Origin of the sequence: Arthrobacter sp. ZGTC131 (assembly GCF_002929275.1) — a bacterium.
Taxonomy (GTDB): Bacteria; Actinomycetota; Actinomycetes; order Actinomycetales; family Micrococcaceae; genus Arthrobacter.
Genome location: NZ_PJIK01000007.1, coordinates 145,584 through 170,179, shown reverse-complemented (window position 1 = coordinate 170,179; position 24,596 = coordinate 145,584). Strand labels below are relative to the sequence as shown.

The 24,596-nt window shown below is 66.3% G+C and carries 18 protein-coding genes; 2 read left to right on the top strand and 16 right to left on the bottom strand.

Annotated elements, in window-relative coordinates:
* Positions 1 to 171: 171 nt before the first annotated feature.
* The 3 genes from CXQ90_RS11120 to CXQ90_RS11110 all read right to left on the bottom strand — a co-directional run bounded on the left by CXQ90_RS11120 (position 172) and on the right by CXQ90_RS11110 (position 3,403).
* The gene (locus CXQ90_RS11120) at positions 172 to 609 is read right to left on the bottom strand and encodes a VOC family protein (RefSeq protein ID WP_104139131.1); all 438 of its coding nucleotides are present in this window, start codon (positions 607 to 609) and stop codon (positions 172 to 174) included.
* A gap of 92 nt (positions 610 to 701) precedes the next feature.
* Complete coding sequence (locus CXQ90_RS11115) at positions 702 to 1,376, bottom strand: response regulator (RefSeq protein WP_104139130.1); 675 nt, start codon at positions 1,374 to 1,376, stop codon at positions 702 to 704.
* A complete protein-coding gene (locus tag CXQ90_RS11110) occupies positions 1,373 to 3,403 on the bottom strand; it encodes a DUF4118 domain-containing protein (protein WP_104139128.1) in 2,031 nt (676 codons plus the stop codon). The genes CXQ90_RS11115 and CXQ90_RS11110 overlap by 4 nt, the downstream gene beginning before the upstream one ends.
* A 126-nt stretch (positions 3,404 to 3,529) precedes the next feature.
* Between CXQ90_RS11110 and CXQ90_RS11105 the strand changes: the two genes are divergently transcribed.
* Together CXQ90_RS11105 and CXQ90_RS11100 are read left to right on the top strand one after the other, a co-directional pair.
* Positions 3,530 to 4,150 carry an L-threonylcarbamoyladenylate synthase gene (locus CXQ90_RS11105; protein WP_104139127.1) on the top strand — a complete coding sequence of 207 codons (621 nt, stop codon included), beginning with the start codon at positions 3,530 to 3,532 and terminating at the stop codon, positions 4,148 to 4,150.
* A gap of 138 nt (positions 4,151 to 4,288) precedes the next feature.
* A complete protein-coding gene (locus CXQ90_RS11100) occupies positions 4,289 to 7,246 on the top strand; it encodes a BTAD domain-containing putative transcriptional regulator (protein WP_104139125.1) in 2,958 nt (985 codons plus the stop codon).
* A 6-nt stretch (positions 7,247 to 7,252) separates the two neighbouring features.
* Here CXQ90_RS11100 and CXQ90_RS11095 read toward each other — a convergent pair whose 3' ends face one another.
* The 13 genes from CXQ90_RS11095 to CXQ90_RS11040 form a co-directional block, all read right to left on the bottom strand.
* Positions 7,253 to 7,708 (bottom strand): hypothetical protein, encoded by a 456-nt coding sequence (locus CXQ90_RS11095; protein ID WP_104139124.1) that lies wholly within the window; start codon positions 7,706 to 7,708, stop codon positions 7,253 to 7,255.
* Positions 7,709 to 8,486: 778 nt separating this feature from the next.
* Positions 8,487 to 9,056 (bottom strand): phage tail protein I, encoded by a 570-nt coding sequence (locus CXQ90_RS11090; protein WP_104139122.1) that lies wholly within the window; start codon positions 9,054 to 9,056, stop codon positions 8,487 to 8,489.
* Position 9,057: 1 nt separating this feature from the next.
* Positions 9,058 to 11,007 carry a putative baseplate assembly protein gene (locus tag CXQ90_RS11085; protein WP_219816670.1) on the bottom strand — a complete coding sequence of 650 codons (1,950 nt, stop codon included), beginning with the start codon at positions 11,005 to 11,007 and terminating at the stop codon, positions 9,058 to 9,060.
* The gene (locus CXQ90_RS11080; protein WP_104139119.1) at positions 11,007 to 11,420 is read right to left on the bottom strand and encodes a GPW/gp25 family protein; all 414 of its coding nucleotides are present in this window, start codon (positions 11,418 to 11,420) and stop codon (positions 11,007 to 11,009) included. The genes CXQ90_RS11085 and CXQ90_RS11080 overlap by 1 nt, the downstream gene beginning before the upstream one ends.
* Before the next feature lie 43 nt (positions 11,421 to 11,463).
* On the bottom strand, positions 11,464 to 13,284 hold the full coding sequence (locus CXQ90_RS11075; RefSeq protein WP_104139118.1) for a VgrG-related protein: 1,821 nt from the start codon (positions 13,282 to 13,284) through the stop codon (positions 11,464 to 11,466).
* Complete coding sequence (locus CXQ90_RS11070; RefSeq protein ID WP_258064491.1) at positions 13,274 to 14,122, bottom strand: LysM peptidoglycan-binding domain-containing protein; 849 nt, start codon at positions 14,120 to 14,122, stop codon at positions 13,274 to 13,276. The genes CXQ90_RS11075 and CXQ90_RS11070 overlap by 11 nt, the downstream gene beginning before the upstream one ends.
* A 15-nt stretch (positions 14,123 to 14,137) precedes the next feature.
* On the bottom strand, positions 14,138 to 14,572 hold the full coding sequence (locus CXQ90_RS11065) for a phage tail protein (protein ID WP_104139117.1): 435 nt from the start codon (positions 14,570 to 14,572) through the stop codon (positions 14,138 to 14,140).
* A gap of 8 nt (positions 14,573 to 14,580) precedes the next feature.
* Positions 14,581 to 15,495, bottom strand: a complete 915-nt coding sequence (locus tag CXQ90_RS22395) for a hypothetical protein (RefSeq protein ID WP_219816669.1) — start codon at positions 15,493 to 15,495, stop codon at positions 14,581 to 14,583.
* Between the two features lie 2,034 nt (positions 15,496 to 17,529).
* Positions 17,530 to 17,688: a DUF6760 family protein gene (locus CXQ90_RS11060; protein ID WP_104139115.1), complete on the bottom strand. Its 159-nt coding sequence runs from the start codon at positions 17,686 to 17,688 to the stop codon at positions 17,530 to 17,532.
* Positions 17,685 to 18,158, bottom strand: coding sequence for a hypothetical protein (locus CXQ90_RS11055; RefSeq protein ID WP_258064490.1), 474 nt, complete (start codon positions 18,156 to 18,158; stop codon positions 17,685 to 17,687). The genes CXQ90_RS11060 and CXQ90_RS11055 overlap by 4 nt, the downstream gene beginning before the upstream one ends.
* Complete coding sequence (locus CXQ90_RS11050; protein ID WP_104139113.1) at positions 18,155 to 18,598, bottom strand: phage tail protein; 444 nt, start codon at positions 18,596 to 18,598, stop codon at positions 18,155 to 18,157. Before CXQ90_RS11050 ends, CXQ90_RS11055 begins: the two co-directional genes overlap by 4 nt.
* A gap of 24 nt (positions 18,599 to 18,622) precedes the next feature.
* Positions 18,623 to 20,182, bottom strand: a complete 1,560-nt coding sequence (locus CXQ90_RS11045; RefSeq protein WP_104139112.1) for a phage tail sheath subtilisin-like domain-containing protein — start codon at positions 20,180 to 20,182, stop codon at positions 18,623 to 18,625.
* Positions 20,183 to 20,535: 353 nt separating this feature from the next.
* A complete protein-coding gene (locus tag CXQ90_RS11040) occupies positions 20,536 to 24,582 on the bottom strand; it encodes a hypothetical protein (RefSeq protein ID WP_219816668.1) in 4,047 nt (1,348 codons plus the stop codon).
* Positions 24,583 to 24,596 lie beyond the last annotated feature (14 nt).

The following is a 24,596-nucleotide window of genomic DNA, read 5'->3' as shown; positions in this document are numbered from 1 at the left end:
TCCATAGTCGCACCGCCCGGCAAGCACCTCAAGGGCGCGGCGGCCATGCCAGGACGGTACCGGCCCGGGCACGGTGTGCGTGCCCGGGCCGACTCCCTGGCGCGTGGCGCCGGATTCAACAACGTGGAGGTCGCAGAAGCGGATGCGGACCTTTCAATGCCCATTTCGTCGCTAGGAAGCCGGTGCTGCCTGTCCGCCCTGGGCGTTGACGTTCACTAGCCACGTAATGCCGAATCTGTCGGTGCACATGCCGAAGATGTCGCCCCACGGCGCCGCTTCCATCGGGACGGTGACCGTGCCGCCGTCGCCGGACAGCTTGTCGTAGTAGCCGCGCAGTTCGCCCTCGTCCTCGCCGCTGAGCGATACCGAGATGTTGTTTCCGGGTGAGTAGTCCATGGAGTTAGGAGTGTCAGCCCCCATGAGAATGAAGCCTCTGTCCGAGGTCAGCATCCCGTGCATGATCTTGTCCGCCTCGGCCGGGTCCTCACTGGCATGGAACTCCCCGAAGGTGCTCAGCGTCAGTTGGCCGCCAAAAACAGACTGGTAGAAGTTCATTGCCTCACGGGCGTTGTCACGGAAGCTGATGTACGGGTTGAGCAGGGTGGACACGATCGGTTCTCCTTTGCTGAACTTGTTGGGTGCCGTTTGTCTGGCGCACCGCACTACACATGTTGCCCGAATCCGGGGACCCTTCATAGGGTTCAGGGCAGGAAACGGTAGCCGATTCCGGCCTCAGTCAGCAGGTGGCGGGGATTGCCGGTGTCGGCTTCCAGTTTGCGGCGGAGCTGGGCGATATAGACCCGCAGGTAGTTTGCTTCCTTCGCGTAGGCGGGACCCCACACCGTCGACAGGATCTGCTGCTGCGTGATGAGCTTTCCGGGGTTGCGGACCAGAAGTTCCAAAATGCTCCACTCGGTGGGGGTCAGCCGCACCGATTCGCCGTTCCGGGTAACCACGCGCTGGCCAAGGTCCACGGTGAATTCGGCCGTGGTGACCGTGGATGACTCGTCGGCGTCCGGAGCACGGCGCAGGAGCGCACGGAGCCTGGCCAGGAGTTCCTCCAAACCGAACGGCTTGGTGATGTAGTCGTCCGCCCCGGCATCCAAGGCATCGACTTTGTCGGCAGACCCGTGCCGCGCCGAGAGCACCAGCACGGGGGCACTACTCCAGCGCCGGAGTTCCGTCAGCACCGCTGCCCCGTCCATGTCGGGAAGTCCGAGGTCCAGGACCACCAGGCCGGGCGGGTTGCGCGCGGCCGCCAACAGGGCCGAGCGGCCGTCCGGCGCGGTGTCCACTCTGTACCCGTGCGCCTGCAGGGTGATCCTCAAGGCCCGGAGCAGGTGGGGGTCATCGTCCACAACGAGGATGCCGGTCACGGGGCCGCCTCCGCACGATGGTCCGCTGCGCCACTGCGGGTCGTAGCACCGGAGCGGGCGGAGCCGGCGGAAAGTGAGCCGGCGGAGCCAGGAGGTTCCGGGTCCGGGCCGGCAGTGCTGCCGGTCGACAGCGGCAGCCGGATGACCATGGTCAGGCCGCCGCCGGGGGTCTCCTGCGCCGTCAGGCTCCCGCCCATCGCGGCGACGAATCCCTTGGCAACGGCCAGACCCAAGCCCACGCCGGTGGATTGCGCAATGTCGTCGAGGCGCTGGAACGGCCGGAACATCGCCACGACGTTGCTGGCCGGCACGCCGCTTCCGTGGTCAATGATCCTCAGCTCACCGCAGGGATGGCCGTCCAGGGTGGCCGTGCTGAGGCCTCCGGCGGCCCCTGTAACGGTGATGTCGGAGCCCGGCGCATACTTGACCGCATTTTCCACGATGTTGGCGATGACACGTTCAAGCAGGCCGGGGTCGGCGTCCACGGCCGGCATGTTGGGCGGCAGGTCCACGCGGACGGTACCTGCGGGCAGGCCGTGCAGGGCCGGAAGGACCACTTCAAACCACCGGACCGGCCTGACCAGCGGACGGACCGAATCGGCGGTAATTCGTGACATGTCCAGGAGGTTGCCGACGAGCACGGCGAGGCGGTCGGTGCATTCATCGATGGTTTCCAGCAGCTCCTGTTGCTGGGCCGGCGTGTATGTCCCTGCCGTCTGCAGGAGGCCGCCCACGGCCAGCTTGATCCCAGCCAGCGGGGTCCGCAGGTCGTGGGACACAGCGCGCAGAATGGCCGTGCGCATCGTGTTCCCTTCTGCCAGCCGCAAAACCTCCAGCCGGCTGGCGGCCAGCTGCTGGCGCTCCAGCTGGGCCATCACGTGCACCGCGAAGGCACCCAGCAGCCTACTGTCCGCGGCTGGCACGGTGCGGCCGAAGAGCGCCAGCCAGGTGGCGCCGTCTATGGGTTCCACTGTGTGGCCGGCGAAGTCCCGGCCCTCGCGTTCCGCTTCCGTCAACTCCCCGGCGCTCGCCAGCAACCGAACGTCGTGGGCGGCGCCGTCCCCCGGTTTCCCTAGGGTGGGGAGGCTGCCGGCAGCGCTGGAGCCGGCAGCCACCCCAAAACCGCCAGGGCCGGTGAACACCGCGGCGGCACGCACCCCGAAGACGTCCAGCGCCTGCTCCAGCAGGCTGACCACGGTGTCTTCCGAACGGGTTGCCCCACGGGTGAGGTCGCCCAGAGTTGCCGCTTCGGCCCGGGCGCGGGCGGCTTCCTTGGAGCGGCGGGCGGATCGGTCCACTACGCCGGCCACTGCCACGGACACTCCGACGAACACGCCCAGGGAGAGCAGGTCCTGGGGGTCGTGGATGGCGAGGTCGCCCACCGGCGGTGTCGAGAAGTAATTGACCAGGAGGCTGCTCCAGAGCGCGCCTGCGACAGCGGGCCAAAGGCCGCCGACCAGCGCGACGGCCACGGCGCCGGCGAGCTGCAGCAGGACAGCGGTGGCCACGCTGTGGTCGAAGGCGGCCAGCAACAGCTGCATGAGGACGGGAACCGCGGCCGCGAGGGCGAACCCGACGCCCACGCGGACCCGGCCGAGATCCCGCTGCCTGGCTCTGCCCGTGCCGCGGCCGGCCTGGGGATGGGGCACCACGTGCACATCGGTGTCTCCGGCTCCCCGGACAATCCGGGTCTCCGTGCCGCCGCCGGACACGAGGGCGGCCATCCGCCTGCTGCGGGACTGGCCGATCACGATCCGGGTAGCTCCGACGTTCGCGGCAAACTCGAGCAGCGCCCGGGCGGGGTCCGGTGCCGCGACGGTATGGTAGCTGCCGCCCAGCTCCACTATGAGCCGGCGCTGGGCTTCGAGGGCCTGGGGTGATTCGCCGGAGACGCCGCCGGCGGAGCGGATGTGAACCGCGATCAGCTCTCTGTCAGCGGACGCGCCGAGGTTCCTGGCCGCACGGCGGATCAGGATCTCCCCCTCGCCGCCACCGGCCAGGCCAATGACAATCCGTTCCCGTGCCATGCCGCCATTCTTTCACCAGTGTGCGTCCACGTGCCGCCGCGGTTCAGCCGGGACGGCCCCGTAAGGTTGCCGCCCGGTCCGCGTGCGGTGAGTGCAGGAACCTCCGCCGCGCCGTAGGCTCTAGCCATGGCGAGATACTTTGATGTTCACCCCGAGGACCCGCAGCCGCGCGCAATTTCCCAGATCGTGGACCTCCTTCATTCGGGCGGCCTGATCGCCTACCCGACGGACTCGTGCTACGCCCTGGGCGCGCAGCTGGGCAACAAGGAGGCGCTGGACCGGATCCGCACAATCCGCCAGCTGGACAGCAAGCACCATTTCACGCTGGTCTGCCGGGACTTCGCCCAGCTGGGGCAGTTTGTGAACATCGGCAACGACGTGTTCCGGAGCATCAAAGCCGTGACGCCGGGCAGCTACACGTTCATCCTGCCGGCCACCAAGGAAGTGCCGCGCCGGCTGCTGCACCCGAAGAAGAAAACCGTGGGCGTGCGCATCCCGGACCACAACTTCGTGCAGGCCCTCCTGGCCGAGCTGGGTGAACCGTTGCTCTCCAGCACGCTGCTGCTGCCGGACGAGGAGGATCCGCTCACGCAGGGCTGGGAAATTAAGGAGCGGCTTGACCACGTGGTGGACGCCGTCGTCGATTCCGGTGACTGCGGCGCGGAGCCGACCACCGTCGTCGACTTCTCCAGCGGCGTCGCCGAGGTGGTGCGCCGGGGAACCGGCGATCCGTCGCGGTTCGAGTAGGAGCCAGCGGGACCACTGTTTCGGCCGGGCCATCTGCCACAAGGAGCCGGAGACTGCGTAATACTGGTTGGCGTCGGCGGGCGGCCTTTACACTGTAATCCACGTGGGACCCACACCCTTCCGTGGAAGCAGGACAGCATGGCAATGACGCCGAACGGACTCTGCACCACTGTTCCGCCCGTGACAGGGCTGGTGCGACATCGGCTGATTCATGCAATTCCGGGGCCCGCCGAAGCACGGCTCGGGCTGGTCATCGCTCCCCCGGGCACGGGAAAAACGACCCTCCTCGCGCACTGGGCTGCCCAGGAACACGCCACGGTCATTTGGTACCGGGCCAGATCCCATGAGGTCAGGGCCGGCCAGATGTTGGCCAGATTCGCCACAGCACTGGCAACCGCTGTTGGCGATGAACGCGCGCGCTCCGTCCCCGAGCTCGCCACAATGGCGGGCCGGTTGGAAAGCCCCCTCTACTTTGTGGTGGATGACCTTCAGGAGTTAGCCAACACGTCCGCCGAGTCAGAACTGCAGCAGCTACTTTCACTCGGTTCTCCGCAATTGCACTTCCTCATAGGTAGCCGGCGGCCCCCATCCTTCAACCTCGCCCGCTCTGAGCTTCCGGAGTACGTCACCGTGAACGGGGACGACCTGCGCTTCCGGGCGCCTGAGGTGGAGCAGCTGTTTCGAATCACCTACAAACAGCCGCTTAGCGCGGCCGGCGTTTTCAATCTGACAGACCGGACGGAGGGCTGGGCGGCTGCACTCCACCTGTTCCACGTCGCCACAAAAAGCCGTTCTTCGGTTGAACGGCGCCGGGCTGCGGAGTCCCTCGGTCCGGCACCACGCTATGCCAAGGACTACTTGACCCGCCATTTCTTGGCAGGCATCTCCCAGGGCATGGAAAGCTTGCTTCGCCACACCTGCCTCCTGGAGTTGCTCACACCGTCCCGTTGTGACCGGATCCTCAGAGCACGGGATAGCGCACTGATACTTCACGAGCTGGAACAACTCGGAATAGTGGTCAGCGACGACGGCGGAACATCGTTCCGGCTGCCGGAAGTACTGCGCCAGCATCTGATTGCCGCTCTCGGCGAGGCCGGGCGGGACGTCCCCGAGGATATCCGGCGGCGCACAGCAGGGGTCTTGGAGCAGGACGGAGAGCAATGTGCCGCGTTGCGTGTGCTGGCCGAGGGCCAGGAATGGGAGCACGTGCGCGAGACGATGGTCCGTGCCGGTAACCGTACGTATCTTGCCGGCGCGTGCAGGTGGGCTGCAACAGCCCCGGATGCCTTGGTCCGGGAGGATGCTCTTTTTGCTTTGGCTGCGGCACGGCATTTGCTGGATGACGGGTGCGCGGCCGCTGCCTATAGAACCGCGGCTCAAATTCCTAGGCTAACCCGCGATGCGGATCTCCTCAGGACAGCCAGGAACCTGCAGCTCACGGCGGCCGTCTGGGCTGGCGACGCGCCAGCATCGGGGCCGGGTCCGGCGGGTGTCCTCCGGGCCGCCAGCCACGGAAGCCCGGCGTCAGTCGCTCGGGCCATGCACGATCACCGACGGGCGCAGGATGGACTTGCCAAAGGCCTTTCGCTCCTGCTCGCCGGTGATCAACGCGGCGCGCTTCCCTTTCTGAGACGCTGTGCAGAGCGCCCGGACGATGAAACGTTGGCGGGGCTTTCAGCACAACTTGCGCTGGCAGTATTCGGCCCTGAATCGTCAACTTTGGGATTCAACGGGCCTGCGGACGACGTCGACGCTGTTCAACGACAGGCCGAACGACTCGGGTTCACCTGGCTTGCCCGCTTGGCACGGGGCGTACAGGCGGCCCAATTTGGGAAGACGGGAAGTCAGGATGCCGTGCAATCGGCGGTGGAAAATTGCGAGCTGCGCGGCGACGAGTGGGGCGCTGCGCTCATCGCGGCGGCCGCCGCACTCGTGCGGTTGCGCTCTGGACGGTCCGACTGCAGCGCCTTCGAATCCCTCGCCGTGCGGTTCCGTCGGCTGGATGCTGGGGCCCTTGAAGCCTGGGCCCAGTCAGCTCAAGCGCTGGTCAGCGCAGCGCAGGACCTGCCAGGCGCGGCCGACGACGCGCTGGCCGCCGAATCTTTTGCCCGCACTGCGGGCGTGCCCGGCGCACTCGCCGTCGCACATGCCGCTCTGGCCCACGTCCGGCCCGAGCACGCCGCGGAAATCATGCAGGTCGCGGCGGAAACAGCCAAGTCGGCCGGTTTCGTCTGCCGTCCGTGGACGTGGACCGGCGCTGCCGCCAGGAGTGAACCGCCAACCGTCCCTGGCATGCATGCTGGCGGCGCGCCCGTGACGAGCCAGCTTGCTGCTGTTTCCGGCGGGTCGGCCCTCCCGGCTCTCGACGTCCGGTGTTTCGGCGGATTTTCGGTCCGAGCCAACGCAATCACCGTTGACCTGTCAAAGGTGCGCCCTCAAGCACGCACTGTATTGCGCATCCTCGCCCTCCATGCAGGACGCCCGGTGCACCGGGACCGCCTTGCGGGGGAACTGTGGGCGGACCTCGACAGCCCATCGGCCCTGCATAACCTCCAGGTGAGCGTCTCCAATCTTCGGCGGGCCCTTCAGCCGGAAGGACCGGCGGAAAGCCGCCAGCTCATCCGGCGGCAGGGCGAGGCCTATGCCTTGGTCCTCGACGGCGGATCAACCTTTGATCTCTCCGAGTTTGACCGGGCGGTTCACGATGCGTCCATAGCCAGATCCATGGGGGATCGTCATGAAGCAGCAGTGAAGCTGAGGCGGGCGGTCGAACTGTATGCAGGCGAAGTTCTGCCTGAGGACGGTCCTGCCGAGTGGGTGACGGACACACGCGAACGGTACCGGCTCCGGGCAGCGGAGGCGGCTGCCTCGCTGGCAAGTCTTGAACTCTCGATTGGTGACGGCGCCGCAGCAGCCGCGGCGGCTGCAAGAAGTGTTGAAATCGACCCGTGGCGTGACGAGTCATGGCGGACTCTCATCGGGATCTACCGGTCTTCGGGCGATCCGGCTGCAGCGGAGCACGCAGAGCGGCGTTACCGCGGCATGCTGAGCGCGTTGGGAGTGCCACCGAACCCGGGACTCTACCCGCGGTCCTGACAGCGCTTACCGCTCGGAAAACTGCACTCCTGCAACGGACACGGCCTTGGCCGCACGGTTGTTCGGCTCGATGATGGTCAGCTTCACATCTCTTACGTTGTCTGCTCCCACATAGAAACCATGCCGTTTTCCGTCATCAGCCACTTCCACCACGGGGAAATCCTGATAGGGAGTTCCGTCCTTAGCACCCTCATGGCGCACGGAGATGAGGACTTTCGACGGCCGCTGTTCCTCGCGCGGGGGCGGTGGTTCCGACTTCAGCCCCGTGATGAACACGTAGACGAGACGAGTTGGCCCCGCGAATGTTGCCTCAAGGTAGTTCTCGCGCTCGCCCTCTTTGAGATTTGTGGTCCAGAAGGTGTTTGAGAACTTGTCGTTAGCGAGCTCCGGCTTACTCGCGTCACTGGAATCCGAGTCGTTCATTCCTGTTGGGACCACAGGACCATCGAGAAGTTCGTCCATGACCCGCTGAGGCGCACCTCCAATCGAGTCGCCGTTGGCGTATGCCCCGCCACCCAACAGCCCCGACACCGCAAGCAAAGCTGCCGATCGCGTCGGGAAACGCCTTGACTTCCATCGGGGCCGGGTGCCGGCCGGTAGCGCCTTCCCCTTTGGCTGGCCAAACAGCCGCCTCCACCAGGACAGCCGTGGAGCCTCCGCAACAGGCTCCACTGCGAGGCTGGCCGCACAGCGTCGGCAGAAACTTCGATCAGCCTGGTTGCCGGTGCCGCACGTTGCGCAGACGAGCTCGCCAACGGCCGTTGCAGCCTCACGGTCCGCAGGAATATCTCGCGGGACGTTGGCGATTCGCTGGCCGGGCCTCACGGCGGCAGGCTCGATGTCAACGACGGACACCGGGTCGCTCTTTGCCCCGGCACCGCCGTCGGATTCGAGGCCAGTCCCCTGCCGGACACCGCCTGCACCGCCGTGTGCGTTGCTTGCCCGGACCGCGCCACTCTTGCCGGGGCTTCCATTGCCGGCGGCGGCACTCCTTCTCCCGTGCGGCGTTCCCGGCCTAGGTTCGCCGGCCGTCCGTCCCGGCGGCACGGTTATCTGGGGCAGCTCCGCCGTGTCCGGCGGTGCCTGCGGCCCGGGTCCGGACGTGGCAGCCTGTGGTGCGTGGCCGGAGCCGGTGGCCGGCGGCCGCTGCCATTCGAGGTAGGCGCCACAGTTGGTGCAGAAACTCTCGCCGTCGTCGTTTCGCGCACTGCAATCTCCGCAGATTAGCACCGCCTGCTCCTCAGGAATCGTCGGGGGAAGGAACAGCCGAGGTGAGGACCTCGACGGTGTGGGGAACGTGGGCCGGCTTCACCGAGCTGATGATGCCCTCCAACCGTGTCAGGCTGACTGCCTCCACGGAGGCGGCGTACACCGTTACGTGCAGCTTTGCAGTGGCATGGCCCGGCAATTCCGCGCCCGGGGATTGGGACCAAGCCGCACCGCCGCTGTCCCCTATCCGCACGTCCCGGACACCGCCGACAGCCACTCGCACGGCATCAGCCAGGCCAGGGACCGTGCCGCGGCGCCGGTGAATTGTCGCTGCATGGGCAATCACGTCCCGCCGCTGAGCCGTGGACCAGGAATCATTCACCCTCACGCCAACCCAATCGGCCAGCCAGTCCAGGAAATCCTCGGGGGCCAAGCGCGGATCCAGGTAACATGCCAGGCCGTCCAAAGTGGTGAACACCGGGGCTAGGGCGTCGTCGAAGGCCAGCAGGAACCGCTGGAGGAAGGCGTCCTCCTGCAGGACCGCCGGGAGGCGGGTGGCCAACGGAACGGCACTGCCCAGCCCGTCCACCATGCCGCGCATCTCAGGCCCCTTCCGAAACGCGGACCTGGTGATCGAACGAAAAGACCAGCGCGTTCCGGTTCACGTCGATGCGCTGCTGCGGCTCGCCCCGCTTCCCTGTCAGCGGATCAGCGGCGAAAACGCGGACATCGTCGACGATCTCGGTTCCGGTCAGGCCCTGAAGGACGGCGTGCACTTCGCCGGCGTGCACGGGACGGCCGAACGGCCACCCTTCACCGTCGGGACCGCCCCGGATCGGGTCGAAGTAGCTGTACAGCGCCCGCAGAGCCTCTGCACGCAGACGCCCTGGTGAGACCCGCGGACGGGCTGTCAGCTGCGCGACGACGGTCACGCCGCGGTAGAACGGCGGTTCCACCAGCACCCGCGCCCCGACGGGTCGGCGCTCGTCCAGGTAGGCGGCGACCTCGGCGAGCGTCTCGGCGTCCGGCACCAGATCACTAAACGTCAGCCGGTTGTCCTTGTCCGGAACCGCTGCGGGAACCACCAGGATCCTTACGCCACCTGCCTCTTCGGGGGAAACCGCCGGAATGCATCGGACGCGTGCGATGTCCGGGGCGGCACGCTTCGCGAGCTGTTCATAATCCTCGGCGGTGATGGCCCGGTCCCGGGTGCGCAACGCGAGGGGTCCGCGCTCCTTCGCCTGCTCGATGGTTTCCCCGGCAACCCCGCCGTGTGCGGCGCGACGGTTCTCCACGCTGTTGACGAAGGGAATGGAGGAGCGCAACACGGACAGGGCCCGGGCGGCGACGTTTCCTCTTGGGCCGCCGCCCGTTCTGTAGTTCGGAACACGTATCGGGCTGCCGGCAGGCGGCACGGCCCCATAGCTCCGAAGAGAACCGTCCGGCTCCCGCACGGCGGGGGGAAAACGCAGTATGCCTGACGTGCGGTCCAGCACCACCACGCGGTCGTCGTGAGCCGACCCGGCAAACGAGTCAACCTCGGTCCAGGTCTCCCAGCCGGAGCCCGCGGCGACCTCGACAATGAAGTCGTCACCGCCCGGCAGTACGGGACGGCGGCCCAGTTCGAACGACTGCCCCGGAACGCCTTCTGACATCCCCACAACTTCGTCGTAGATCGTCTCGGCGTGGATGGCCGGAACTGAGCCGCCGATCGTAAAGGCGCTCGCAGAACCCACCGTCGGAGAAGCGCTGTAAGACGGATAACCGGCAAGCGGCTCCACCACACGGCAGCGGAGCCAGCCTGCCCGCGCACCGCCCTGAACAGATGGGGAATGCCGATGCGGCAAATGAATCACCACATCTCCTGGCCGGTTCAGGCCGCCAGTCCCGTCGCTGTCCAGATCGCACGACACCCAGGCGCTTCCGTCCCATGCCTCCCACACGAGCGGGGGGTTGCTGGGGTTAACGCCCACGCCCCGGACCTCGCACTCGAACCGGAGCACAACAGCACATGAGGGAGCCGCGTCGTTCAAGCCCAGCAGCATCACGTCGCCAGGCGCGGGCGGCGTCCCGAAGCAGGGGAAGCTGCCGTCGCCGCGCAATGCTTCCGTGCGCGGCACCGCTGCCCCGCCGCAGCCTTGCGTCATGACATGGGCCAGCCGGCGCGGCGGCACCGTCAGCTCACGGGTCGTCGCGAAAACGACTGCCTCTTCTTCCTCCGTGCGCCGCGTCGAAGCCTCGGTCCCTTTCGGGATGACGACGGCGTCCGGCTGCGGAGCGGACAACCTCATCAGGAGCTCGACGGACGCCGCCGTCGGGGGGTGAAGAGTGACCCCGAGGAGCTCGAGAAAGGCGACGTAAAGGCGGTCGGGTACGCGGTTCAGCCGGTAGAAGAGCTCGTCCACCATGAAGGCGAAAGTCTCAATGAGGGTTACGCCCGGATCGGAGACATTGTGGTCAGTCCACTCGGGGCAATAGTGCGCCACCATGCGCTTGGCGTCGTCCACCAGGTCCTGGAAGCGGCGGTCATCAAGATTGGGTGAAGGGAGCATTATGAAGCGGCCTCCTCGCCGTTGCGCGGGATGACATAGAAGGGGAAGACAAGGTTGCGCGGATCGTTGGTGCCCCTGATCGTGTACTGCACGTCGATGAGGAGCACCCCCGCGTCCGCGCCGTCGAAGTTGACGATCACGTTCTCAAGGGTGATTCGCGGCTCCCAGCGGTCCAGGGCCACGCGGACGGCGTAGGCAATGTCTCCGGCCGTTGCTGCGTCGGCGGGCGCGAAGACGTAATCGTGGACTGAGCAGCCGAACTCAGGCCGCATCGGCCGCTCTCCCGGGGATGTTGCCAGGATGAGGTGGATGCTCTCCTCAATTTCGCGCTGATCACGGACCAGCGCAATGCTGCCGGTCCGGTCGGTCCGCAGCGGGAATGCCCACCCGGCGCCTATGAACTCCTGTCCCACCTCGCTGCCTCCTGTCGTTGTTCGGCGAACCCTGCGGCCAGACTCAGTTGATGCGGACCAGACCGCCCTTGACGGTGGTCGTCGCGCCGCCGGAGAGTTCCGCCGTCGCGTCCCCGGCCACCTTGACGCTCGGGGCTTTCAGTTCGGCGGACGCACTGCCGGAGATCTTCACCGTGGCACCCTTCAGTTCGAGTTCCGAGAGTGCTTCCACCGTCACCTTCTTGCCTTTGATGGTTACGGCGCCGGTCGACGTCGTCACGGCAACGTCCTTCTTGGCTGTCACGCTTACGGGTCCTTCCGAGAGAATCTCGATTGCGGCGTCCGGTTTCTGGACGAGCGAGATCTTCTGTTTGCCGCCGCTGGTGCTCACCGTGAGCTTTTCGCCGTCCGGGGATTCGACGAACTCCACGATCATTCCGGTGCGGGAGACAAACGCGCGCCGTGTAACGGCGCCGTCGGTCGAGCCCACGTGGTCTGCCCAAGGTTTGTCCGGTTTGTCCTGGCCGTTGTACAGGCCGCCGAGGACGAACGGCTGCTGGAAGCTGCCGTGGCCGAAAGCCACCAGGACCTCGTCCCCCACTTCAGGGAGGACGACGGCGCCGCGCGAGGCCCCCGCCCCGGCCTGGACGGTGCGGGCCCACCAGCTTTCGTAGTTGTCGGACAGCACCGGGAATTTCACCTTGACCCTGCCTTGGTTTTCCGGGTCCTTCGCCGCCGTCACGACGGCATTGACCACCCCCGGCACGGCGCCACGGCTGTCGCCCCCGACGGCCACCCCGTAGAGGGAGCGCTCGGATTCGTGGCTGACGGCGAACGTTGTGAGGTACCCGGTATCCGGGCTGAATTCGTGCCGGGATGAGCTCAGCGTGTACCGGCCGTCGAAGGGCTTGCCGGCACCCTTGAGCACCACGGCGGTACCGGCCCGCAGTTTGGGGTTGCCCCGGGCTAGGCCTTCCAGTTCCGCGAAGGCGCCGCCAAGGCGGGAGGCGATGGAGGCTGCCGCGGCATCGCATTGTGCCGCCTGGTCAAAGGCCGTTGGAGGAGCGACGTAGCGGGGGCTTCCGAACTTCTTGGCGAGGGCGGCCGGGTCCACATCCGGCAATTTGGCACTGCGCGTCTGCGCCTGCGCGACGGCCACAATCGCTTTTTTTGCGGCGACGTCCCAACCCCGGACTTCCACGTCGGGGACTTGGTCCGCGGAAGTGACTGTGCCGCGCAGCGCCACGAGGTTGACCCCCCGCTCAAGGACCAGGGGGTCCTCCTTTGCCCCGCCAGCGCCTGCGGGCGCCGTCGCTGAGTCCGTCGACGGCGTGAAATGCAGTTCACCGCCGGACACGGAAAGGACCACCCCTGATTCGACGGCGAGCCGGTGCAGGAAGTCCCAGTCGTTGATGCCGTCCTGTGCCACGTGCTGGAGGACGGGGCCCTTCGCGGCGATGGTGCCCGCCTTGATTCCCGCGCGCTGGGCCACCTTCCGGACGATGTCCGCGGCTGTGCTCTGAAGGTAGGCTTCAACGCGCCGCCCGCGGAACAGCCGGTGGGAGTGATCCAGGCCCCGGACGATTGTGTACAGGCCTTCGTGGTCCATTTCTGTTTCCAGCGCCGTCACTTCGCCGGAGAGCAGCGGGACGGGACCTCCCGGGCCGCTCTGTTGTACGGACAGCTTCACGGGTACCCCGATGCTGAAGCCTGCCTTCTCCAGGACGGTGGAGTATTCATCGCTGAAGCGGAGCAGGAAGAGGTCCGGAACGTTGCTGCTGTCATCGATGTAGCCGGCCACCAGCCGCGCGGCAACATCCGGCGGGAGCGGCCTGCCGGCCACCTCCACCAGCAACATGTTGCTGAACTCCTCACTATGCGCCACGGACCACCTCCCGCACCCGCCCGACGGCGTTGGCCAGGTCTCCGGGCGGCAGCTCGTCCACGGCCGGCAGCATGACGGAGTTGCCGGGCCGCAGCCGCATCGGGTCGTCGATGCCGTTCGCCGCAGCCACCGCCCGCCACAGTGACGCATCGCCGTATTCGCGGTAGGCGATCCCCGCCAGGGTGTCCCCCTCCACCAGCACGTGGAGCCGCCGCGGCACCAGCCCGCCGGAACTGGGGTTCTGCTTGGGCGGGTCTCCGGATATCTCTTCCAGCGTGACGGTGCACGTGGCACGGACGGGCAGTCCTGCGGCCGTGAAGAGCGTGTACTTGACCTGCACGCTGGATACGTAGGCCAGGAAGCCCGTGAGCTTGCCCCATCGGAACAGCACCCAGGGAGGCGAGCCCTTGTTCTGCTTCAGCGACGCATCGGTGGGTGCACAGCACGAGAACAGCTTCTCGACACGCTGGACCACCGCGTCATCCTGCTTCCCCGAGGCATCAAAGAACATTTCCAAGGCCAGTTTGGAGGGCATCGGCCCCTTGTATTGCGGCGCACCGGCCTTCCCGTTGGCCTTGGCCGTTTGGCGCGCCCAAGAGGCTGACTTGCCCATGGTGAGTTCTTTGGGGTTGAACTGGAAATCGATCCGCCCGAACTGCGGGCCGGGTTTATCCAGTGACCCGTCCTTGGAGGGTTCAAACAGCTCCAGGTACGCGTGCGAAAGTTTGAGCGCCTCCTCGCCGCCGCGGCCGGACGAACCGCCGGCAGCGGCGGCTGCGGCAGGACTGGCGGCCCCGGCCGCGCTCTTGGCGGGCGCAGGGATTGCAACTGTGGTCACGTCAGGTTCCTTCCGTCAGCGCAGTTTCGAGACAAAGCCGTGGTGGGCGATCTCAAGGGTTTCCATGATGACCTTCGGCTGGTCGGGGTTGAAGGAGGGCCCCTTCCACCGCACGGGAACGACGTCGTAAAGTTCCCAGCCGGCAATCTTGGTGCCGTTGCCGGTCATCGCCTCGATGATGCCGGTGCAGCGGGTGTAGCCGGAGGCCATGTCGGCGAACCACTTGGCGATCTTCTCCGTGTCTTTCCCCAAGGGCCTGGTCAGCGTGATGTTCGGATACTTAAGCCGGGTGGGCAGCTGCCAGATGAAGGCGTTGTTGCCGCCCTCCTCCCGGGATTCAATGACCACCTCGCAGCCAAGTCCCTCGCAGGTGGAAAACGTTCCCAGGTCCGCGTTGTCCAGGGCGACGATGTATTGGACGCTGACAGCGGTGGCGACATCCTCCAGCATGGGTTTCCTCAATTCGAATCGGTGCGCAGGCCGCGGCGCTCGCGGTCCAGCAGCATCTCAGCCTTGATGCGGCGGATCAGCGGACCGGCAAGCCGCTTGGCAAGCTCCTCCAGCTGGTCGGGGGTTGCCGCGCCTGCCGTGCCTGGCGCCCCCATGGACCGTCCGGATGCCGGCGCAGCGGGCCCTGCGGGAGACTCGTCCCTGTTGGCCTCCACGGCAGAGGAAGCCTCTGGAGCGGTCACTGGAGCGGCCTCCGGCCGGGCCGCCGCATCGGGCGCCCCGGGCAGGCTGTCCCTCTGGACTGCGACGTTGAAATCCTGGTCCTGGCTGGCCAGTCCGTCCATCGCCGGTTGTTGCATCGGCGCCGCGAGCGTCAGGGTGACGGGGTCCTGAGCAGCCGGATGAACAACGCCTTGATCAGCAGCTCCGGCGAGCGCCGCCGTCGCGGGATAGCTGGCTGCACGGACCGGAACGGATCCCGGGAAGGCCGGCATACGTTGGAGGGCATGTGAACTGGAACCCGGCCACGGCATGGCAGCGCGGTCGGCACCGAAGGGGATTCGTGCGGGGGATCCGTCCGCGGCTTGCGCTGCCGGCCTGCCCAGAGTGAGGGTCCGCTGAATTACACGTCCGACGGCGGCACTTGAGGTGGGCGGTTCGCTCACCCCCGGCAGATCGGGGCCGCCGCCGTACTCCGGTTCCGTTTGGCGGGCCGGCCCGGTTTGGTAGCCCGTACCGGACTCGGGCGGGAAGTCTGTGGACATCCGGTCCGGTTCGCCACCGCCCGTGGCGTCGGTGGCTCTGTCCGCGCCGATTCTGCCGGACGGGTCGCCGCCGATGGCCAAGGAAGCAGCGGTGCCGGCGTCGGTCTGGACGGTTGGCGGAGTCTCCCCTGCGGGCCGTTGCTGAACGACCGGGGGCATCGCCGTCATACGTTGCCAGGTAAGGGGCGTAGAACCCGGGGTCACCGGCCGTGATGCGCGAACGTCAGCAGTCCCCGCCCGTAAAGCGGACCCTGGAGCAACAATGGCGACTGCTGCCTGATCCGCACGCTGGACGAGCGCCCCGGGCAGCGCATCCGACTGCTGTGAACCCGCGGATTCCATGCCCTGCACCGCCCCGGTTCCGATTGGACGTGTACCGTTCGAGCCGGGGACCCTCCCGGCTACGGCGGTGCTTTCTGGAATAGCAACGGAACGAGTACCGGCCGGCCAGCCGGGCCCGGTGTCCCTTTCGACAGAGATACTTCTCTGAACGGGGATCCCGGCTTGGAATGGCGCCCCGCTTTGCGATGGGGGCCCGTCCGCCCTCTCGTCGCCAACGAGACCGCGGCTGGGGACGGGCGCCTCGGCTGCGGAGCTACTGGACAGGTCTGGTCCACCGGCGCCGGCGGCCGTCCCGGAGCTGTCCGGCGACACGTAGTCGTGCGGAACGTCGTGGTGCGGGTCTTCGGGCTGAAGCAGCGACGCAGCAGTCTCCCGGAGTGTTGGCCCGCCGTCGTTCTCTAGGTTCTTATCGGCCTTCAGCCGGGATACGACCGGAAGGTCCAAAGCCCCTTCCGGATGACCGCCCTGCAGGGTGAACCTCTCCCTGCCGGAATCTCCCGACGGCGGCGGTGGCGCCGATGACAAGGCGTCCGACAACAAAGGTGCCGATGATTGGTCTGCCGGAGGCGGCGACGGCTGCTGCTCCCCGGTGCCCTCATCGCCCCCTGCAGGGGCCCCGTTTCCTGAGCTGTTATCGGCTTGTGTCGTCTCGGCCGAACTTTGATAGAACGTCATTGGCGCGGCCGAACCCGCCCCTGTTGTGATGGCGACGTCCGCACCTGAACTGTTCACGGCGCCTGGACCGCCGGCAGAAGCCGGGTTGGCCGGTGACGGCCGAGGTGCCGTGCCGGCGGGGGGTATGGGTGCCACCATCCGCTGCACAGGCCAGTGCCCTTCTGGCACATCCGGTGCCCGGGGTACAGGGTGCTCGGAGGATGCGGGCTGGGAAAACGACAAAGGGCGCCCCAGCCCGAGCCGGCTCGGATAGGTGAACGGCGTTGCCTCCGAGGCAGCACGTGGTGAGTCCGGCCCGCGATCCGTAGATCTCTGGACGGCAGCAGGGGCAGGCAGCGGCACGTAGGTGGCATGTCCGTCGGACGTGCTGCCAGCAGAGTTGGGCCGCGTCGGAGCCACCGTGTCCCATGCTGACGTGGGCCATTCAACCTCTTGCGATACACCGGAGGCCGTTTCACCCGGGTCCCCTTCTGGAAGGGCAATTTGCGCAGACTCCGCGTTCTGAGGCTGGACCGCCAGAGGATGCGGAGGCGAAAGTTGAGCGTCTGCCGCCGAGCGTTGCACCGGTGTCGTGGGCTGGATAGGCGCCGCCTGGGGCACGTTGGGAGGCCTGTGAGTGGTCAAAAGTGACTGATTCGACGTGGTCTGCAGGTCCGGCTTCGGCTGGAAGTCCACCTCCGCCGTCTGCATCGCCGTCGGCGTCGGAACCGCTTCGACGTGCAGCACCCCAATGTCGTCCGGCACTCCCGCCACCGGAGAAGCTCCATCGGGGGCGTCGGCGGCAGAAAAGGTGCGCTGCACCGCCGTCGGGAGTCCGCCCTCCGGACGTGAACGGGCAGGGTTCAGGAGTGTCAGGTCTGCCGGTTCCGAACGGTACGTCTCCCCCGTGCCGGTGCCGCCGCCGTCGACGTCTATGACCCCGGCGGGCGCGTCGGCCGTTACCAAGTGGCTCATTGGTCCCGTGAAGGAGGGGTTGGCCCACACCGCAAGGGAACCGGCGAAGCGGTCAGGACCGTGCGCCAGGTCCATGGTGCCGACAGTGCGTTGGAGCGGCGGCAGAAAGGCCCAGCCGGCGGGCGGCACCGGAGGGCGGTCCGCCTGATGCGCTTCCAATTCGGGCGCTGACGCTTGCAACCCTCGCTCGGGGCGATCGCGTTGCCAAGGCCACCGCATGGTTCAGCGCTCCTGGGAGAGCCGGGTGTTGATGCCCGCGATTTCTTTGACGTACCGGAGCCGCTGGCCGTGTTCCAGATCCAGGATGTCGTCAAGGGGCCAGTGGAAGTGGTACGCCACGTACGCCACCTCCTCGTAGATCCGGTCCGGCGCGTACGTCATGATTCCCCCAGGCGGCCACCAGCGAGATCCGCCGTAAAGCGGTGAGAGCATTCGGGACAGGTGACGGCGATCCGTGTGTGACCTTCGGCGTTGATCCGGCGGTAGAAATCCTGGAGGAAGGCGACGTCGGAGGCGAACATGTTCTCCACCACGGCGGACGTCACTGCACCCAGTGTGCCGAGCGACGTGATGACCCTGCCCAGGAGGACGACGGTTGTGTAGGCCGCATTCTCCTGGACCCGGGCATCGTAGAGCGGCAGCAGTTCATCGCGGGCCGTTGCCAGCCGCATGACACCGGACTTGTGGACGGTGCCGTCCTGGTCGACGTAACCGCGGGGAAGCTCAAAGTTGAACTCGGTGCGGAGCGGCTGCCAGTCCCCGTTGCGGTCCTGGCCGCCGCTCAGCTGTGCTCCCGGTGGGTCCCCGCCGTGATCCGGGAGGACCGCCGCTCCATGGGTCCGTTGCATCATGAGATGGTGGACTCGTCGTAGCAGATCACGAATTTCTCCGTGGCCTGTTCTGTCGCGCCGGCCTTGAGCGAATTCAGTTCAACGCTTTTCACCCAGCAGTTCACGAAGTTGTACGTCTTGAGGGTGTCGCCCTTGTAGTCGAGCAGGGCGACGGCGGCGGTCTTGCGGGCACCGGCGACGTCACCTTCCATGACGGTCTTGAGCCAATCAGTCACGGTCTTGCTTTCGGTCAGGCCACGAGTGATGCTGAGCTCTCCCGGCTTGGCGCGGCCGATGAGCTGGCGCACCACGTATTTTCCGTCCTTTGTCTGCTGCTTCAGCTCGATCTTGTCCACCTCCGATTTGAGGCCGCTCACTTCGATCACCCTGGGCACCTCGATGCCGTCAATGGTGACCGTGAAGGCGTTGGCTGGTGAGTTGTCAAAATCGCCGAGGGCCATGGTCTTGCTCCTTTTGAACTGGGATTACTCGCTCACGAGGCTGGTGCCACCGGAGAACTGGGACAGCTGGAAGACAACAAATTCGGCCGGCTTCACCGGGGCCACACCGATCTGGCAGACCACCTGGCCGGCGTCGATGCCCTCGGCCGGGTTGGTCTCCGAGTCGCATTTGACGTAGAAGGCCTGCTCCGGGGTGAGTCCGAAGAGGGCGCCCTTGCGCCATTCGTTCGTCAGGAAGGCGCTGATGGTGCGCCGGATGCGGGACCACAGGGCGGGGTCGTTCGGTTCGAAGACTGCCCACTGGGTTCCCTGCAGGATGGACTCTTCCAAGTAATTGAAGAGGCGACGGACGTTGAGGTAGCGCCATTCGGCGTCGCTGGACATGGTGCGGGCTCCCCAGACCCGGATTCCGCGGCCCGGGAAGGTTCGGATGCAGTTGACGCCGATGGGGTTCAGCAGTTCCTGCTCTGTCTTGGTGATCTGGGTCTGCAGGCTGGTGACGCCGCGGATCACCTCGTTGGCAGGCGCCTTGTGGACACCGCGGGTGTCGTCGTTGCGGGCCCAGACGCCGGCCATGTGGCCCGACGGCGGGATGAACCTGTTCGTTCCGGTGGAGGGGTCGAAGGCCTTCACCCAGGGCCAGTAGAGTGCCGCGAACTTGGAGTCGTAGCCGCCGCCGTCCATGCGCCAATCCTTGATCTGCTGGGCGTTGAGGTTGGGTGGCGGGTCGATGATGGCGATGCGGTCCCCCATTAGTTCGCAGTGGGCGATGGCGGCCAGCTGGACAGCTTTGACCGTTTCCAGGTCGATGGATCCCTGTTCGTAGGCGGCCATTAGGTCCGGCACCGCGACCATTGTTACCTCGTCCACGGCCTCGAGGCCGCTGAATCCGGTGCGGTCGGCGGCGTCGCCGACGTAGTCGTCTGCCCTCAGCTCTTCGGTGGTTGGCGGCTCGGGTTCCGGCTCCGGTGCGACCAGCTGGATGGTGCCCTTGTCCGGCTTCACGAGGGCTCCGCCGGTGGCGACTTCCTCGATGGTGACGATCTTCGATTCGGTGCTGACCTTCGTGGCGGCGTTGTTGGGGCCGCGTTTGGTGGTGACGTTGTCCCAGACCTCGGGCTGCCTGCCCTCAGCCGTGATGACTATCTTGAACTGGTCCTCGGGTACGTTTTCACCGCTAGGGTCCGCGATTTCCACGGTGACGGGCTTCGGGTTGGCGGCCGTGGATTTTGCCGTCAGGCGGTATCCGCCGATTTCGGCCGTCGGGGAGGCGGTCACGGCCTTCGGTGCCTGCTTGGGTTTGTCCTCCTCGCGTCCTCCGTCGGCGCCGATGCGCACGACATAGCAGTTCCCTCCGCCGTTGAGGAAGTAGCCGTAGACGGCGTGGGCGAGATACGAGCCCGGGATGAAGTCCCCGAAAGTTTCGGAGAACTGGGTCCAGTTGGACACCAGGGTCGGCTGATTGTCCGGGCCTTTGGAGGCAAGCCCGACGAACGCAGCGACTGCTGTGCCTACGCCCTCAATTGGACGAGTTCCCGCTGCGACCTCGTTTACGTACACACCTGGCGAAAGATAGCTTGGCATTTTGTCTCCTCGGTGAACCCAAAACGTGGTTCAAGGGTCCTGCGGAGACGGGGTGCCGCGGTACGGCTATGCGGATGCGCTCACGGGAAGGATGGGGTGCACGAAGGGGCACCCTCCAGCCGGGCCCTTGCCTTACATCGTCTAGGCCTCGCAACTCTAACGATGTAGTGGTTCGCACATCTGGCGAGGTGGTGCGCCCGGTGGAAGGCCTATGGCCGGACCACGCCGGTGCGGCGCAGAGATCTGGCCGCCCCACCTGCGCGCTCAGGTAGATCAGGGGCCTTGACCCCCTGCGCCGATCGCCTGCCCGACCGTGTGAGGATCCGATTCGTCGGTTCGGACTCCGGCCCCGATCAGCCGAGCGGGTCGAGGCCCCAGATGTTAGCCAACTGTTCCAAGGCAGCCTGGTTGATCCGCCCGTCGGAGCACTCTTTCTCCACGATGCGGATCGCCTGTGCGGGCGTGACGCCGGCAGGAAGGCCAACCTTCGCCCCCCGCCTCAGTTCCTGCACGTACTGCTGGCGGGCCGCGATCGTCAACGCTACTCGGCTCATCACGAGATCGTTTATCGAACCAGCCCGCTTGTCGAGAGTCGCGAGCTGTTTCTGCTGCGGCTTTGTCGGCTTCTCGCGCTTAACCTTCGCGTTCAGCGCCCTCGCCTCGGCCATCGCGGTCTTAATCCGCCGGATGGTGGCTTGGTCGGATTCCTCGCTGGCGGCGCCGAGATCGGTCTTGATGTCGGCCATCCGCTTCGGGATAAGGATCGTAATGTCTTTCTTATAGATGGAGTCCTTCCCGGACCCACGCACGTAGAAGACCTTGTTTGCGTTCCAACCCCGGATGAACTGCTCCATCGTAGCGCCCGGGATGATGTGTTCCGCCTCACCAGTTCCGAGCTCGTTGACCCGCCCCTTCTTTAGGTCGTCGTAGCGCCCGATCTTGCCGATCAGGTTCGGGTCCTCCTTGAGAGGACCGAGGTCGTCCAGCCTGAACCGAGTCCCGAGACTCGCGAGCATGTTGCTCAGCCGGGCGAGCAAAGCCTTGGGGTTCTTGGCCCGGCTGCGTTCGATTTGTGCCCGGAGGACATCGATCTGGCCTACGTCGGCGAGGAACTTGTCAACCTTCTCCAGATATCTCGTGAGGTCATCTAGCAAAGCCTTGTCAGTCTTGGTTGCTTTCTTCCCCTTCGCCACGATCTCGGCGGCCGTTGCCTTGGCCTCCGACATCGCGCGCTTCCTTGCCTCAACGTCCTTTAGCACCGCGAGGAGCAAGCGGCCCAGCTTTCGGCCCTGACGGGAGGCCATCACGATCTCGCCCTCGGGGGTCAAAGTCAGCGTGTGCGACTCGCCCCTCATCGCGAATGCACTGCGCACCCAGCTGAGAGTCTTCTCCTTGACTGGAGCCGCCTTCCCCTTCACCCAAGCCTTACCTGCAGCCACCTTGGCCTTCACCTTGCCGGCGAAGCCCTTGATGCCGCGAATAATTGGGCCGGCGATCTTGAGGCCGGTCTTGATCACGAAGTCGAGGGCCTGGTTCACCGGCTTCTGCAGCGTCTCCACGATCTGGCGGATCTTCTGGCCGATTCCTCCGAGTCCGATCACGCTGGCAAGGAACCCGATGAGGATCGGGACCATCTGGCCCAGGACGTCGTTGATCTTGTTCATCACGCTGCTGACGTTGCCGCGGACGATGTCGGCGACCGAGTCGATGATCGTGTTGACGAATTTCATGATCCGCTCGGCGTTGTTCACGAAGAACATCACCACGTCGTAGATCAGCTTGCAGGCCTTGATAAACGCCGCGGCGGGGTTGAGCAGGCCGATGAGCCAGGTGATGCCGGCCGTGATTACCTTGGTGATAACGAAGTCCTTGACCTGCTCAAGGATCATGTCCTTGATGTTGCCGAGCTTCTCCACCAGCATCTTCCACAGGCCAGCGATGCCCTGGCTGGCGATGACCTGGAAGATCTCCACGCCCTTCTCGACGGCGGCCATCGCCTTCTCGCCGATCTGCTTGACGATCCTGTTGCGGATGTTCGCCCAAGTGAGCCCGAACAGGGACGCGAGCAGCTTGATGATGCCCTTGAGGTCGAAGGTGTCCGGAAGCTCGACGCCGCCCTCGGCCAGGGCACCGAACAGCCAGCCCATGAGGCCCTTCTTGAGGTGGCCCAGGATGTTGTCCTTGAACTTGAGGATGCCGCCCTTCACGCCCTCGATCAGGTTGCCCAGGAAGGCGACCGGATTCTTGATGATGTCCCCTACGACACCCGCCGCGCGGGAGAGAACGTTCTTGAGCATCGAGGCAAGCTCGCGGATCGTGTTGATGATTCCCTTGATCGCGCCGATCGCCTTGTCCACCAGGCCCTTGTTCTCAGCCTGCAGTGCCTCGATCCGACCGTCCAGCCCCTTGCGCGCCTCGGTGTACTTCGTCGCGAGGGCATCCACCACAGACTCCTGCTTGGCGTTCACGTCGCTCTCGAGCTGGGAGAACTTGTCACCGATCTCCTTGGCGGCCTCGGCCCCGACCTTCTGCAGGCTGGCGGGGAGGCTTGCCGTGTAGGACGCAATCTCGGATTTGCCCTTGGCAATCCGCTGCTTGGCAGCGGTCAGATCGTTCCCGACGATGTCCGCCACGGTGGAGATGACGGCGTTCATCTTCGTGAGATACAGCTCGCGGCCGGCCTCGTAGAACTCGTTGACTTTTGGCGGCATGCCGGCGATCTTGTCCCGCAGCCAGCGGTACCCGCCGAGCCAGCCGCCGTACCGGTCCTTCTTGTACGCGGACATCTTCGCCTCGACGTAGGCCTCGAACGCCGACCGCGCTCCGGCTTCCCCCTTCTCGAAGGCAGCGTCCACCTTCGGATCGATCCCGTCGAGGATCTTCTTCACGTCGGCCTCGGTGGCTGCGAAGATGCCCTGGACTTTCGCCGTGACCTCGGCGCGTTTCGCCTCATCCTTGGACTTGGTCCTGCCCTTGTCCGCGACCAGGTTTGCCAGCGCCGCCGCTTTGGAACTCTGCATCCCCGTCACGCCTGCGGCGGTCTGCGCTCCGGCCTCCGCCCTTCCCAGCTGAAGGACCTGCTGCTCCTGCTGGCGGAACTCAGCGGGAGCGGCCTGGGCATGCTCTGCAGCAGCCTGCTTGTCAGCGAGGCCCTGCTGGAACTCAGGCTCGTTGGACTGCGCCAGCTGCTGGTCGCTGACCTCGGCCTCGGCCATCTCCTGATTGGCCTGATGCGTGCCGGCGGCGAGGTTGACCTGCTCGGCCGGTGCCGGCTTGGGCACGGCTCCCGCCGAGGGAACGGACACGGCGCCGCCCGGCTGCTCCTGGGACATTGGCGTGACCGGCTTCGGGAGAGCCTTTGACTGGTCCGGCGGGGCACCTGTGGCCGCTTCGATGTCCTTGGCCTGGCCGTCCTTGCCTTGCGTGACCAGCCCCTTGACCTGCCCCTTGGCTTCCCCGGCCTTGCCTGACTTCTTGTATTCGTCGGCCTCCTGCAGGGTCTTCGGCGACTTCGCCTCGATCGCCGCCTTGACGGCAGCGATGAACGCCTTCTTGTCGAAGGTCCCGGCCGGTTGGGCGTCCATGGTGTCGAGTTTTGCTGCCTTGGCCTGGCCGGCGACGTCATCGGAAGGCGGAAGTGCGGCGGCCTGGGCTTCCTTGGCCTTGGACGCGGCCGGAGGGTGCGCCTTCCGCGACTGAGCGAAGCCCTTGATGGTGCCGGTGACCTGGCCGAAGGCCGGATCGTCCTCGGGCCGCACCGGGGTGGGTGCAACGGGTGGCTGCAACAGCTTGTCGGCAGGCAGTGCAAGAGGTGCCACCGTCGCCGGTGCGGCCGCTCCTGCGGGAGCAGGCGAGGGAAACTTTCCTCCCGCGACACCTTTGCCTGTCCCGCCCACGTTGGTGGCCGCGGCTTTCCCGAGCGGGCTGACCGCGGGCACAGGTTTGGGGGGAGGAACCGGCTTCTTCGACGCCACCTGCCCAGGTCCGAACCCCGTCGTGGTGACCGCGAGTGCCGAGGCCGGCGGCTTGGGCCCCTCGAGCTCGACGGGAACGCCGGCCGTATTGGCGGCCTTGAGCCCCTTCTCGACCGTGGCGATCGCGGGCTCGTCCCTGCGGATCTCCTTCAGCGCTGCGTCAATCTCGGCGGCGGCCTGCTCCCCCGGGGATTTGAGCTTCGCGGCCATGAGTGCACCCACAGCGGCGTTGCCCGCCTGCCGCTGCAAGGCCAGCACGGCACGCAGCTCGACTCCCGTCCGCGGAGAAACCCCAGCCCGCCGCCTGCCCTCGATGAGGGCGCCGCCGACCTCACTTCTCGAAGCACCGGTGGCCTGGCGCGCAACGGTGGGCCCGGCGCGCTGCGCCGGAACCTTGCCGGGTCCGCCCTGAAAGGTCGTCGCCATGGACCGCTCCGGCC

Excerpts from the sequence above, each read along its gene's own strand:
- CXQ90_RS11045 (WP_104139112.1), bottom strand. The coding sequence starts at position 20,182 with ATGCCAAGCTATCTTTCGCCAGGTGTGTACGTAAACGAGGTCGCAGCG.
- CXQ90_RS11040 (WP_219816668.1), bottom strand. The coding sequence starts at position 24,582 with ATGGCGACGACCTTTCAGGGCGGACCCGGCAAGGTTCCGGCGCAGCGC.
- CXQ90_RS11095 (WP_104139124.1), bottom strand. The coding sequence starts at position 7,708 with ATGGACGAACTTCTCGATGGTCCTGTGGTCCCAACAGGAATGAACGAC.
- CXQ90_RS22395 (WP_219816669.1), bottom strand. The coding sequence starts at position 15,495 with ATGCCCCCGGTCGTTCAGCAACGGCCCGCAGGGGAGACTCCGCCAACC.
- CXQ90_RS11100 (WP_104139125.1), top strand. The coding sequence starts at position 4,289 with ATGGCAATGACGCCGAACGGACTCTGCACCACTGTTCCGCCCGTGACA.
- CXQ90_RS11105 (WP_104139127.1), top strand. The coding sequence starts at position 3,530 with ATGGCGAGATACTTTGATGTTCACCCCGAGGACCCGCAGCCGCGCGCA.
- CXQ90_RS11110 (WP_104139128.1), bottom strand. The coding sequence starts at position 3,403 with ATGGCACGGGAACGGATTGTCATTGGCCTGGCCGGTGGCGGCGAGGGG.
- CXQ90_RS11090 (WP_104139122.1), bottom strand. The coding sequence starts at position 9,056 with ATGCGCGGCATGGTGGACGGGCTGGGCAGTGCCGTTCCGTTGGCCACC.
- CXQ90_RS11055 (WP_258064490.1), bottom strand. The coding sequence starts at position 18,158 with ATGATGCAACGGACCCATGGAGCGGCGGTCCTCCCGGATCACGGCGGG.
- CXQ90_RS11060 (WP_104139115.1), bottom strand. The coding sequence starts at position 17,688 with ATGACGTACGCGCCGGACCGGATCTACGAGGAGGTGGCGTACGTGGCG.
- CXQ90_RS11085 (WP_219816670.1), bottom strand. The coding sequence starts at position 11,007 with ATGCTCCCTTCACCCAATCTTGATGACCGCCGCTTCCAGGACCTGGTG.
- CXQ90_RS11050 (WP_104139113.1), bottom strand. The coding sequence starts at position 18,598 with ATGGCCCTCGGCGATTTTGACAACTCACCAGCCAACGCCTTCACGGTC.
- CXQ90_RS11065 (WP_104139117.1), bottom strand. The coding sequence starts at position 14,572 with ATGCTGGAGGATGTCGCCACCGCTGTCAGCGTCCAATACATCGTCGCC.